12 protein-coding genes and 1 pseudogene are annotated in these 11,563 nt (G+C 66.2%); 4 read left to right on the forward strand and 9 right to left on the reverse strand.

Annotated features, from left to right (window positions below; all coding sequences use genetic code 11):
- From JYJ84_RS17280 to JYJ84_RS17290, 3 genes and pseudogenes are all read left to right on the forward strand, one after another.
- Positions 1 to 262 (forward strand): annotated as a pseudogene (locus JYJ84_RS17280) (MFS transporter); the annotation flags it as partial.
- 151 nt (positions 263 to 413) lie between these two features.
- A complete protein-coding gene (locus tag JYJ84_RS17285; protein WP_175219451.1) occupies positions 414 to 1,184 on the forward strand; it encodes an ABC transporter substrate-binding protein in 771 nt (256 codons plus the stop codon).
- 345 nt (positions 1,185 to 1,529) lie between these two features.
- Positions 1,530 to 1,949: a RidA family protein gene (locus JYJ84_RS17290; protein WP_226214390.1), complete on the forward strand. Its 420-nt coding sequence runs from the start codon at positions 1,530 to 1,532 to the stop codon at positions 1,947 to 1,949.
- Positions 1,950 to 2,003: 54 nt separating this feature from the next.
- Here JYJ84_RS17290 and JYJ84_RS17295 read toward each other — a convergent pair whose 3' ends face one another.
- Positions 2,004 to 2,387, reverse strand: coding sequence for a hypothetical protein (locus JYJ84_RS17295; protein ID WP_122948981.1), 384 nt, complete (start codon positions 2,385 to 2,387; stop codon positions 2,004 to 2,006).
- 203 nt (positions 2,388 to 2,590) lie between these two features.
- Between JYJ84_RS17295 and JYJ84_RS17300 the strand changes: the two genes are divergently transcribed.
- A complete protein-coding gene (locus JYJ84_RS17300; protein WP_175219449.1) occupies positions 2,591 to 3,112 on the forward strand; it encodes a GNAT family N-acetyltransferase in 522 nt (173 codons plus the stop codon).
- Between the two features lie 141 nt (positions 3,113 to 3,253).
- Here the strand turns inward: JYJ84_RS17300 and JYJ84_RS17305 are convergent, their stop codons facing one another.
- The 8 genes from JYJ84_RS17305 to JYJ84_RS17340 all read right to left on the reverse strand — a co-directional run bounded on the left by JYJ84_RS17305 (position 3,254) and on the right by JYJ84_RS17340 (position 11,495).
- The gene (locus JYJ84_RS17305) at positions 3,254 to 3,718 is read right to left on the reverse strand and encodes an Ivy family C-type lysozyme inhibitor (RefSeq protein WP_175219447.1); all 465 of its coding nucleotides are present in this window, start codon (positions 3,716 to 3,718) and stop codon (positions 3,254 to 3,256) included.
- 82 nt (positions 3,719 to 3,800) lie between these two features.
- Positions 3,801 to 5,273 carry an amidohydrolase family protein gene (locus tag JYJ84_RS17310; protein ID WP_122948978.1) on the reverse strand — a complete coding sequence of 491 codons (1,473 nt, stop codon included), beginning with the start codon at positions 5,271 to 5,273 and terminating at the stop codon, positions 3,801 to 3,803.
- A 64-nt stretch (positions 5,274 to 5,337) separates the two neighbouring features.
- A complete protein-coding gene (locus JYJ84_RS17315; protein WP_175219445.1) occupies positions 5,338 to 6,816 on the reverse strand; it encodes a sodium:solute symporter in 1,479 nt (492 codons plus the stop codon).
- Positions 6,813 to 7,025, reverse strand: coding sequence for a DUF3311 domain-containing protein (locus tag JYJ84_RS17320; protein WP_122948976.1), 213 nt, complete (start codon positions 7,023 to 7,025; stop codon positions 6,813 to 6,815). The genes JYJ84_RS17315 and JYJ84_RS17320 overlap by 4 nt, the downstream gene beginning before the upstream one ends.
- A 39-nt stretch (positions 7,026 to 7,064) precedes the next feature.
- Entirely contained in the window at positions 7,065 to 8,192 is a 1,128-nt protein-coding gene (locus tag JYJ84_RS17325) for a porin (RefSeq protein WP_122948975.1), read from the reverse strand.
- A gap of 424 nt (positions 8,193 to 8,616) precedes the next feature.
- A complete protein-coding gene (locus JYJ84_RS17330) occupies positions 8,617 to 9,957 on the reverse strand; it encodes a serine hydrolase (protein WP_175219443.1) in 1,341 nt (446 codons plus the stop codon).
- Positions 9,958 to 10,003: 46 nt separating this feature from the next.
- Complete coding sequence (locus tag JYJ84_RS17335; RefSeq protein ID WP_175219441.1) at positions 10,004 to 10,399, reverse strand: BON domain-containing protein; 396 nt, start codon at positions 10,397 to 10,399, stop codon at positions 10,004 to 10,006.
- 37 nt (positions 10,400 to 10,436) lie between these two features.
- Positions 10,437 to 11,495, reverse strand: coding sequence for a porin (locus JYJ84_RS17340; RefSeq protein ID WP_175219439.1), 1,059 nt, complete (start codon positions 11,493 to 11,495; stop codon positions 10,437 to 10,439).
- Positions 11,496 to 11,563 lie beyond the last annotated feature (68 nt).

Consider the following 11,563-nt stretch of genomic DNA (forward strand, 5'->3'; position numbering starts at 1 on the left):
GATGAGCCTGATCGTCACGCTCGACCACCTGCCCGATGCACGGCTCGCAGGCGCGCTCGCCGCGTTCGTGCAGGGCATCGGCTTCCTGACCGTCGCGGCGAGCCCCTGGATGATCGGCTGGCTGCGCGACGCAGGCGGCGGCTTCGCGATCGCGTGGTGGATGCATCTCGGCGTGATCGCCGCGATGGCCGCGCTGAACACCGCGTTCTCGCCTGCCGGCTACCGGCCCAGCATGGTTCACATCACCGGCGCCGCCCGCTAAAGCCCCCTTTCGAATCCGGACTGTTCGCCGACCACTTTCGGCGCGCAGTCCAGCCGCCCGCGCATGGCCGGGCGCGGGTAGTCACGCCCGACGGCCGCTGATTCGCATTACGACAAACAACATCGATCGAAGATCGAAAATGGAGACAGTCATGAAAAAGCTCGTTCTGGCCGTTGCGCTCGCGCTGACGGCGAGCGTCGCCGCCGCGAAGGACCCGGCGGTCCTGCGCCTCGGCGTCGACCCCAGCTATGCGCCATTCGAATCGCTCGCGCCCGACGGCAAGCTCATCGGCTTCGACATCGATCTCGGCAACGCGATCTGCGAACGAATGAAGGTGCGCTGCGTGTGGGTCGAGAACGCCTTCGACGGGATGATCCCGGCGCTGAAGGCGCGCAAGTTCGACGGCGTGCTGTCGTCGATGAGCGTGACCGAGAAGCGCCTCGCGCAAATCGCGTTCACGGACAAGATCAACAACGTGCCGCCGCGCCTCGTCGCGCGGCGCGGCGCGAACCTGCAGCCGACGCCCGAATCGCTGCAGGGCAAGAGCGTCGGTGTCGAGCAGGGCTCGACGCAGGAGACGTATGCGCGCACCTACTGGGAGCCGAAGGGCGTGATCGTCCGCACGTACCAGACGCAGGATCTCGTCTACCAGGACCTGCTGTCGGGGCGGCTCGACGCATCGCTGCAATCGTCGGTGCAGGCCGACCTCGGTTTCCTGAAAACCGCGAAGGGCGCGAATTTCGCGTTCGCGGGGCCGCCGCTGCACGATCCGAAGACGCTCGGCGTGGGGTCGGCGATCGGCGTGCGCAAGGACGACGACGCGCTGCGCACGCAGATCAACCAGGCACTCGCGAGCCTGATCCAGGACGGGACGTACCAGCAGATCGCGAAGAAATACTTCTCGTTCGATATCTATAACTGACGGGCGAAAGCGGAAAACGCGAAGGGGCGTCGTGCGTAAATGCACGACGCCCCTTCGTCACTTACGCGCCCCGTCGACGCCGCTCGCCAGCCGGCTTTTTCGTAGGACAAACGAAGCGTTCGCCATCCGCGCTTCGCGCTACGACGCCATCCTGCGCGGGCCGCCTAACCGTTCGTGCTTCGATTTCCTAAACTGTCTGGAAGAGTTCACGATCCGCTGTCGCGCAGCGTCCCCACTGCCGGATCGCGCACAGAACCGATCCCGGGAGAAAACACGATGCGAACGCGCTGCCTTGTTGCCGGATTCATCGGAGCCGGCCTCCTTCTATGCGGCTGCACGCCCCCCATGGGTCAGCAGGCCGCTTCCGCCCGGACACCGCTGGAATATGTGCAGGCCCCCGATCAGTACGCGATCCCCGTGCCGCTCGCCCCGGCCGTCAAGGCCGGCAATCTTCTGTTCGTTTCGGGGATTCCCGCTTACGACCGGAACGGCAAGCTCGCCGTCGGTGACTTCACCAAGCAGATGAACCAGGCGATGGAGAACGTCACGGGCATCCTCAAGGCCGCGGGCACGGGATGGGATCGCGTGGTGAAGGTGGATGTGATGCTGGTGCGGCGCGAAGACTTCAAGGAGATGAACCGCATTTACGCGGGATACTTCCAGGCCGGGAAATTCCCGGCCCGAAGTACCGCTATCGTGGCGTCATTGCCGCATCCCGACTTTCTCGTGGAAATCGACTGTATCGCCGTGCTGGACAAGCCATGACGCATGTCGCGAGCGATCGCGACAGGCATGGCCCGCCGGCATCGAACGGCGCGACTACGCCGCTCGCTGCAACAGATCGGTGGCGAAAGAGTTCGCGTGCGCGACGGCTTCCTGCGCGTCACCGAACACACCGAGCTCGTCCCAGTGTTCTTCGGCCGCATACGTTCCCTTCACGGCGAGCGCCCGCTGAACGCTCAACTGCGCGGCGTATTTGCCATCCTGCAGCGGTCGGGCCGTTGCAACCACCTTGTGCGGCGGGCTGGCTCGCTCCGGCTGAACCAGCTCGACGGCGCCACCGGCCACGTCGACATACATCAACTCGTTCCTGGTATTGCAGTCCGGGCAGTAGAAGCACCACCCCGAGTCCTCTTGATGGGGCCTGACCTGCCCGCGAGCCAGCACGGCGCGACATGCAACGTTTTCGCAGATGAACGGCATGGCAGTCTCCGAAGTTGTTTGTCGGAAATCCTAGCATGTCCGTCGGCGGTCAACCACCGGCATCGGCACGATTGCGTTGCGATTGATCAGGTTCGGGCGCACGCGCCCCCGGCACGGCTCGCACGCAGGTCAACCAGGTGCTCGCAAGCCGCTCGTCACCCGGGATAAACTGTCTGCCCGACCCACGAATCAAGCCATCCTCCATGTTGATCCGCGTTGCCACCCCGTCCGATGCCATCCCGCTTGCCGAATTGAAGCGCGACACGTTTCGCGAAACCTTTCTGCATGACGGATTCAACATCGACTACCCGCAGCACGATCTGGCCGCCTACGAGACCCAGACCTACTCGGTAGAAACGATCACCGGCCAGCTCAACGATCCCGAGTGCCGCACGTGGGTCGCCGAAAGCGACGACGGCCATCTGGTGGGGTATGCGCACGCGGGGCCATGCAAGCTCCCGCACCCGGACGTGGCCGACGGTTCGGGGGAGATCCATCAGATCTACCTTCGCCGAGGTACGCAAGGGACCGGCGCAGGACGCGCGTTGTTCGACTCCGCACTGGATTATCTGGCAACGGAACGCCCCGGCCCGGTATGGCTGGGCGTGTGGTCCGGCAACGCGAAGGCCATCGCCTTCTACGAGAAGGCCGGGTTCAAGCGCGTCGGCACGTACGATTTCAAGGTCGGTGAGGCGACCGATCTGGAATTCATCTACCGGCGCTGACCTTCGCTGCTGCATGCCGACCGAGCCACGCCAGCAAAAAAGGGCGCCGCGCACGAGTGCGCGATGCCCCTGCTTCGCTTCGGCCAGCCCGGCCGCATAACGATGGCGATTGATGCATGACAGGCCGTCAATCGGCCGGCGTCACTTGTAATTGAACGCTTCAGGGTGGTTCTCGAGGCTGCCCGTCAGTGCCGCATACAGAATCGTCCGTCCGTCGATCGATTCGCTACCGCCGCCGATATTGAGCCAAGTCAGCTTCTCGGCACCCTCCTTCGGACCTGCGACGGACAGCACGCCGTACATCACCTTCTTCTGCGGATCGTACAGCACCGCGATGCGCTCCGAGCCGCAGTTGTGCGGCTTGCAGGCAGTCATCACGTAGACGTCGTGCCCGCCGAACACGACGGTGGTTCCCGGAGATTCGGTGCCGTTCGTCACCCATGCCGGCACTGCGTGACCTTTCTTCATTGCGGTGAACGCGTCGCTCGCCGCGCGATCGCCGGGGATTGCACTCATCGTCCATGTTTTCGTGGGCGCGGGGCCCGCGGCCCATGCGGCCTGGGCGAGGATCAGCGCGGCAGCGGCGAGAGGAATCCTCAAGTTCATATATCCACTCCTGTCAATATGGCGACTCCTTAGTCGCCGTAACACCGAAAAGAGTTCTGCCCGTCGCGTCAACTTTTGTTAATCAATAGCGGCTACGCCCCCACAGCGTCTTCGGTTCGTCGAGCAAATGACGCAACCCGCCGCGCTCGATCGTGATCGCCGCGACTTCGTTCACCCGTTCGAGAATCTCCTCCTCATCGACCGACAACACGCGCCGGTCCTCCATCAGCACCCTTCCGCCAACCATCGTCATGCACACGTCGGCCGCATTCGCGAAACACGTCACGCGATATACGGGCATGTTCATCGGCATCATGTGCGGCCGGAACAGGTCGACGAGGATGAGGTCGGCGAGCTTGCCGGCTTCGAGCGAACCGACCTCATGATCGACCGACAGCGCCTTCGCCGCGTCGATCGTCACCATCTCCAGCACCTTGCCGTGCGGCAGCACGTCCGGGTCGCGGAAATGCCGACGGTGGTAATGCATGCATTGCCACATGTGGCGGAACATGTCGTAGCCGCGATCGGGCGCCGCGCCGTCCGACGCGATCGCCACCGTCACGCCCGCCTCGATCAGCTCGGGTACCGGGCAGCGCCCGATGATCGACATGATCGCGCTCGGGTTGTGGACGATCGCGGTGCCCGTCTCGACGCACGCCGCGATGTCGTCGTCGGTCAGGTCGATGCTGTGCGACATGAACGACGTCGGGCCAAGCAGCCCGAGCTCGCGATGCGCGAACGCGAGCGTGCCCGCGCGGTGGCCGTCCTGCGTGAACGTCAGCCCGCGCTCACGCGCGAGCGCGCCGTAGCGCGCGGCCTGGTCGCGGAAGTCGCGTTCGTACTGCGCGAGCTCGGGATCGTGTTCGGGACCGTACACGGGCAGCGTGAGCGCGATGCGGATCCGGCCGTCGGCATCGCCGTGGCATTCGTCGATGATGCGCTCGCACACGTCATACATCGTGTCGAAATCGATGTCGCGCGTGTCGCTGCCGTCCGGCGTGTGGCGCGTGTACGCACGCGGCGCGGGCGGACGCGACGGGCCGACCGCGACGATCGAACGCGTGCCGGTACGCACGACCGCATCGCAATGACGCCGCGCATAGACCGGATCGTCGACGCGCATGATCGAATTGCCGCCGCCGAGCAGCGACACGCCGGTCGTCACGCCGGCCTTCAGCCGTTCGAGCGCCGCGAGATGCGATTCGGTTTCCCAGAACGCCTCGTCCGACGCGCGCGTATAAATCGTCTCGGCCGCGGCCGACCACGCATCGCCATCCGCGCCGCCGATCGTGCGCAGCATCGCGTGGCCCGCATGGGCGTGCGCATCGATCAGGCCCGGCAGCACGGCCTTGCGGCGTGCGTCGATCGTGCGCGCGGCGCGGTAGCGGGCCTGCAATTCATCGGTGCCGCCCACGGCGACGATACGATCGCCCTTCACGGCGACCGCGCCGTTCTCGATCACGCGCCGCTGCGGATCCATCGTGATCACGCAGCCATGCGCGATCAGCGTGTCGATCGCTTCACGGTTGTCCTCTCGCTTGTCCTCGGTAGTCATCGCATGGTGTCCTGTTGTAGTTCGATTGATCGGGTTGCCGTCCAGCGGCCCTGCACGCAAGCGCTCACGCGGGACCGACCGGCGCCGCGACACGCGCCTTCAGCTTGCGCTGGCCCGCGCTGATCGCGATGAACACCACCGCATTCACCGCCAGCGCGACAAGCCCGGGGTTGATCGACGTCAGCGTATTCGGCGCGCCGGGGAACAGCGACGCGAGCGTCACGCCATAGTAGTTCGTCATCGCGATCACGATCGCACCGGCGGCGATGCCCGCGAACGCACCTTCACGCGTGCCGAACGGCCGCTTCAGGAAGCTCGATGCGAGCATCGGCACGAGCTGTGTGAGCAGGCTCGACGAGAAGATCGCGAGCGTGACGAACGTCGCGCCGCCGCGCAGCACGAAGTAGACGACCACCAGCGTGAAGATCGGCAGCGCGATTCGCGCGACGCGCGTCACCTCGCGGTCGGTCGCGTTCGGCGCGAAGCCTTCGCGGTAGATGTTGCGCGCGATCGTCGTCGACGCGTTCAGCATGATCAGCGAACCCGGCACCAGCGCGGTCAGCAGGCCCGTGCCGCCGACGATGCCGACGAACCACGCGGGGAACGTCTGCTTCACGAGCCGCAGCAGCGCGAGATCGGTCTGCGCGCCTTCGAGCCCGTGCACGGTCATCACGGCCGCGAAGCCGACCAGGAACAGGAACGCGATCAGCACCTGGTACAGCGGCATCAGGATCACGTTGCGGCGCAGCGCGCGCTCGTCCTTCGCGACGTAGATCGCGGTGAAGCCGTGCGGATACAGGTAGTAGCCGAGCGACGTGAGCAGGATCGTCGAGTTGTACCAGCTCAGGTTGAAGCCATGTTCCGGCATCCGAAGCAGTTCCGGATGCACGGCGTCGATCTTCGCGAACATCGCGCCGAGGCCGCCGTAGTAGTGGATCGGCAGGTACAGGCCGAGGAAGATCGCGATACCGAGGATCAGCACGTCCTTGACGATCGCGATGTTTGCAGAGCCGTGGATGCCCGACACGACCATGTAGACGGCCATCAGCGTCGCGGCGATCCAGATCGCGGCCGCCTGCGGAATCAGCCCGTACGACATCTCCGACACGATCACGCCGAGCCCGCGCAGCTGGATCATCAGCAGCGACACCATCGCGAACACCGCGACGACCGACACCAGCACGCCGATCGCGCGGCTGTCGTACTTCGACGCGAAGTAGTCGGCGAACGACACGAGCCCGCGCGCTTTCGCGTGGCGCCAGATCGCGGGCAGCATCCAGTAGCCGATCACGCACGCGAGACAGCCGTAGGTCAGGATGTAGAACGCGGGCACGCCCTTGCTGTAGGTCCAGCCGCTCGCGCCAAGGAACGAGAACGTCGAGAATGCCTCGCCGGCCATCAGCAGGAACGTCAGCAGCGAGCCGAAGCCGCGCCCGCCGACCGCCCACTGCTCGAGCGTGAGCTTGCGGCCGCGGCGCGCCATCACGCCGATGGCGAGCGCGAACACGGCGAATGCCGCGATGATGACGATCGAAGCGTTCATCGCGCATCTCCCGGGCGGCCGTCGCGTGCTGCGGCGCGTTCGTCGAGATGGAACAGGATCGCGAGGATCGCGGCGGTGGCCGCCATCCAGACCAGGTTCCACACGAGCAGGAACGGCAGCCCGAACAGCATCGGCCGCACCTCGGCAAGCGAGCCGCCCGCGTACATCCCGACGAACGGCAACGCCGCCAGCAACAGTTTGAGTTTCATGAGTGCCTCCTCCGGAAGACGCGCGTATGCGTCAGAACATCAGAACTTCTGGCGGATGCCGACCACCACCGCCACCTGCGACGTCGTCGACGACGCACTGTCGGTGCCGTCGATCCATGCCTGGCCGACACCCGACGACGCCTTCTGGTAGAAGCCGTTCACGTACACGTCGGTGCGCTTGGACAGCAGGTACTGCACGCCGGCCGATACCTGGTGGTAGTGGCCGCTGTCGCTGCCGCGCGCGACCTGCGTATAGGTGTAGCCGGCCGCGGCCATCAGCGCCGGCGTCACCATGTAGCGCAGGCTGCCTTCGTAGTTGTTGAAGCGCAGCGCGCCGCCCGTTGCCTGTCCGAAGTTCGAGCCCGTATACAGCAGGCCGAGCGTCGCCGGCCCGATCGCGTAGCTGCCGCCCGCGCCCCAGATCTGCTGGCGGATCGCGTTGCCGAGGCTCGCACCGAACACCGATTCCGACGCCGGATAGTAGTTATCCGAAGCAACTGCGCCGCTCGCGCTGACCGCCGGATGATTCACACGCGCATACGCGGCGCCCGCGTTGAGTGGCCCATTCGCGTACGTGACGCCGGCGCTCCAGCTGTTGTCGTTCGCGAAGCCGGTCGAGTTCGAGAAGCCGTACACGAGGTTCGCCTGCAGGCCCGCGATCGTCGGCGACACGTACTTCACCGCGTTGTTGGTGCGGAACGTGTTGTTGATGTCGTCGTTGTCGAACGGGTGCGTCGAGTACTGCGCAAGGAAGCTGCTCATCTGCAGCGAGCCGAGGATGTCCTGCGTCGAGTTGTACTGGCGGCCGAGCGTCACCGCGCCCCAGTTCGCGCCGCTCAGGCCGACCCACGCCGACCGCCCGAACATCCGGCCGCCCTGCCCGAGCGCGCCGTTCGCGACGTTGAAGCCGTTCTCGAGGCGGAAGTTCGCCTTCAGGCCGCCGCCGAGATCCTCGGTGCCGATCAAGCCCCAGCGCGGGCCCGATTCGTTGCCGCCCGTGAATTGCCACAGTGCATGGCCCTTCGCGTTGTTCGTGTAAGTCACACCCGCGTCGACGATCCCGTACAGCGTCACCGTCGACTGCGCGTGCGCAGCGCCGGCGAACAGCATGGCGACAGCCACGCCCACGCCTGCGGCGCCCGTTTTCCCACCCTTCATTCGCACCATCTCCGTCTCCTCTTCTCCAAACCTGTTCATCGATGTGTTGTGTTTTTTTGATCCTGCCCATACGCGCCGATCGGGTTGTATAGACATTTGCTGGATGGTATCCAGCCGCAATCACATCAAGAAATGAAATGTTCAACTGGCCAGCAGTTGAAAATCGAATGGCGGGGAGATAAGCGGGGACGGTGCGCCCCTGCAAGAGAAACGAAAGCGCGCAGGTCCGCTGGACGCGGCGCGTTTTGCTCAGACGTGAATGGATCGCGTAAGCAAGCTGACGAAACGGCGACGCGTGATGCGCCTATGCGGTTTTCCCTGATGGCTCGTCCATCGCGCTACCGGAGCGCGACGTCGGCCCGATGGCCGACGCGATCGAGGAGCGGCGACGCAACGCCGCCCCTCTCGTCGGGCACCCCGCAGTTGCAGCGCGCTAGCGCAGCCGGACGGCGACCGCGCGCGCCACCATGCTCAACGCATCGCCGCGTTCGAGCGCCGCGCGCGGCCGTGTCGCTTCGCCGTGCGCATCGAGCGCGCGCGGCGCGAAGTCCGGCGACGACGAGAACTTCACGATCGTCAGCGCGTGCTTCGGATCGACGAGGATCGACTGGCCGAACCGCCCCGCCGCCGCGAACGAACCGTCGCCGTCGTTCACCTGGTACCAGTAGTCGCGATACGCATAGCCGTCCTTGCCCGCGATCACATTGCCCTTCTCGAACAGCGCCGCGTTGTGCGCGGGCTGCAGTGCGGCCCGAATCGTCGCGGCGGGCAACGCGCCGCGTGCGCCGTCGAGCCCCGTGCGCACGCGCTCGGCAAAGCGCGCGGCATCGCGCAGCGTCGTGTACAGCCCGCCGCTCGCCATCGCCATCGCATTGCGGTCGACGACGACGTACGCATCGTCTTCCGCGAAATCGCGCCACAGCCACCGCTCGACCAGCGCACTCCACGACTGCCCCGTCGCGCGCTGCATCGCCCACGCAACGGCTTCCGGCGAACCGTTCTGGTAGAACCACGTGGTGCCGGGCGCCACGTCCGGCACACGCTGCACGGTCAGCAGGAAGTCGGCGATGCTGGCCGGTGCGCCTTCACGGTGCGGCACCAGCCCGACCGCGCCGAACAGGCCGAGATCGGGCGGGATGCCCGGTGCGTATGCGGTCGGCACTTCCATGTCCAGGTTCTGCTGCAGCGTCGCGCTGCCGAACGGCGTGTCGGCGAGTTCCGGCACCGTGCGCGCCAGCGGCGCGCCCGCGTCGAGTACGCCGGACTCGATCGTCTGCGCGGCCAGCAGGCCCGTCACCGATTTCGTCATCGACGCCCACGCGTGCGGCTGGTCTGGTCCGAAGCCATTGAAGTACCGCTCGTACACGATCCGGCCGCGCTGCACGACGATGAAGCCGTCCGTATGCGTTGCGCGCAGGTATGCGTCGAGCGCCAGCGTCTCGCCGCCGATCGTCACGGGCAGCGTGTCGAGACCGGATGCCGGCTGCTCGGGCAGCGGCATCGGCGTGGCCGCGTGCCGGATGCCGGCCGTCGGCGCGAGCAGCCGCGTGTTGCTCAGCGCCCAGCGCAGGCGTGCGGGCGTGAATGCGTTCGCCTTGTTGACGACCTGGTCGGCCGATGGCGGGAAGCCTTGCATCATGCCCGGTGTGACGACGTCGGTAGCGACGGGCGCAGCGGGCGCGATCGCGGCGAGCGCGAGCCCGCCGGCCAGCATGAAGGTGTCGGCCAGCCGGCGAGTGCGCCGGGTCGCGGTAAAGCGTCGATGAATGCGCATCGAATCATGTCTCGTGGTGGAAAGAAAACGACCGTATGCCCGGCGATCACGGCTGCTGGCCGTCGATGCGCAGCAGGTTCGACACCGACGCGACCCCGTCGACGCGCCGCGCAACCGCCGCCGCGAGATTCACCTGGTTCGTATCGGTGACCGAGCCGCTGAGCGTCACGCTGCCGTCGCGTACCCGCACGAGGATGCGCGTGACGTTGAGGTTCTTGGTGCGCGCGAGCGCCGTGCTGACGCGGCGTTTCAGCTTGCGGTCGGCCGCCTTGCGTTGTGCCGGCGACAGGTCAGTTGATGCAGGTATCTGCGCCGATGCCTGCACGGCTGTCTCGGCCGATGCCGGGACCGCCGCGCTCGCGGCATCGGATTGCGCGTGGGCGGCGACGGTCCAGCATGCCGCCGTCAGCAGCGCCGCAGCGAGTCGGGATGAAGTACGCATGATCGAATCACACTCCTGAAAAATCGTTGAAAGGCACTCAGAACTGCGTCATCAGCCCGATCGACACACCGGTCGTCGCGCTCGCACCGCGCCGCAGGTTCAGCGCCGCGATCGTCGCCGGGTCGCGCATGTACGCGCCGGTCATCCCGTTGCGGTCGACCTCGACATACAGCTCGGTGCGTTTCGACAGGAAATACTCGGCGATCGCGTAGGTCGTCAGCTTGTGACCGTCCGCGCCCGACACATTGCCGAGATTGCGCGCGCGGTCGTAGAACGCGGCCGCGCTCAACTGCACCGACGGCAGCGGCTGCACGACGACGCCGAACGACGGGATATCGTCACGCCGCGACGACGCACCAGCCTTGTTCGCGCTCACGTTCAGCGACGCGTAGCTCAGGTAGAAGCGCGCACGGCCGAGCTGCAGCGTGCCGCCCGCCTGGATCGTCTGCGCCGACTGCGAGCCGTCCGGGCTGTACGTCTTCGCATACGACACGCCGCCCATCAGGTCCGAATAGGTGTACATCGCGGCCGTCGAATAGCTGGTGCCCGCATGCGAGCTGCCCGCGACGCCGCCGGGCGAATAGTTCGCGCCGAACCGCAGGCCACCCACCTGCCCGAGATACTTGATCGTGTTGTTGAAACGCGAGTCGAGCGTGAAGAAGTTGCCGTCGAACAGCACGCCCGGCTCGACCGCGAGCGATTGCCCGCGCCCGCCGAGCGGATCGAGCGCGATGCCGAGATCCTCCGCGGCGTTGAACTGGCGGCCGAGCGTCAGGCGGCCGAAATCGCCGGCCAGCCCGACATACGCGGCCTGCGAAAACAGCGTGCCGGACGTTTTCAGCGCACCGGTGCCGCTGTTGAACGCGCCATCGAGCACGAACAGCGCCTTCAACCCGCCGCCCAGATCCTCCTTGCCGCGAATGCCGAACTCGTTGCCCGCGATGATGTTGTTGTTGAACCCGACCTGGCTGCCGCCCGGCAGCCCGTTGACCCAGCGCACGCCGCCGCCGATCCGGCCGAACAGCGTCACGCTCGACTGCGCGTGCGCGCTCCCCCACAGCGCGCCGATCAGCGCCGCCGCGATCATCTTCTTCATGTCTCCTCCTGCCGCGTCATCGCGCGGCGTATCGTGGTACTGCTTCCCGTCGAAAAGCGCCACGGCCC

The organism is Burkholderia sp. LMG 13014 (genome assembly GCF_905232215.1).
Classification (GTDB): Bacteria; Pseudomonadota; Gammaproteobacteria; order Burkholderiales; family Burkholderiaceae; genus Burkholderia.

Bases quoted from the DNA above. Each gene is read 5' to 3' on its own strand.
- JYJ84_RS17330 (WP_175219443.1), bottom strand. From the start codon at position 9,957: ATGCGCATTCATCGACGCTTTACCGCGACCCGGCGCACTCGCCGGCTG.
- JYJ84_RS17285 (WP_175219451.1), top strand. From the start codon at position 414: ATGAAAAAGCTCGTTCTGGCCGTTGCGCTCGCGCTGACGGCGAGCGTC.
- JYJ84_RS17305 (WP_175219447.1), bottom strand. From the start codon at position 3,718: ATGAACTTGAGGATTCCTCTCGCCGCTGCCGCGCTGATCCTCGCCCAG.
- JYJ84_RS17325 (WP_122948975.1), bottom strand. From the start codon at position 8,192: ATGGTGCGAATGAAGGGTGGGAAAACGGGCGCCGCAGGCGTGGGCGTG.
- JYJ84_RS17315 (WP_175219445.1), bottom strand. From the start codon at position 6,816: ATGAACGCTTCGATCGTCATCATCGCGGCATTCGCCGTGTTCGCGCTC.
- JYJ84_RS17310 (WP_122948978.1), bottom strand. From the start codon at position 5,273: ATGACTACCGAGGACAAGCGAGAGGACAACCGTGAAGCGATCGACACG.
- JYJ84_RS17300 (WP_175219449.1), top strand. From the start codon at position 2,591: ATGTTGATCCGCGTTGCCACCCCGTCCGATGCCATCCCGCTTGCCGAA.
- JYJ84_RS17335 (WP_175219441.1), bottom strand. From the start codon at position 10,399: ATGCGTACTTCATCCCGACTCGCTGCGGCGCTGCTGACGGCGGCATGC.
- JYJ84_RS17290 (WP_226214390.1), top strand. From the start codon at position 1,530: ATGGGTCAGCAGGCCGCTTCCGCCCGGACACCGCTGGAATATGTGCAG.
- JYJ84_RS17295 (WP_122948981.1), bottom strand. From the start codon at position 2,387: ATGCCGTTCATCTGCGAAAACGTTGCATGTCGCGCCGTGCTGGCTCGC.
- JYJ84_RS17340 (WP_175219439.1), bottom strand. From the start codon at position 11,495: ATGAAGAAGATGATCGCGGCGGCGCTGATCGGCGCGCTGTGGGGGAGC.
- JYJ84_RS17320 (WP_122948976.1), bottom strand. From the start codon at position 7,025: ATGAAACTCAAACTGTTGCTGGCGGCGTTGCCGTTCGTCGGGATGTAC.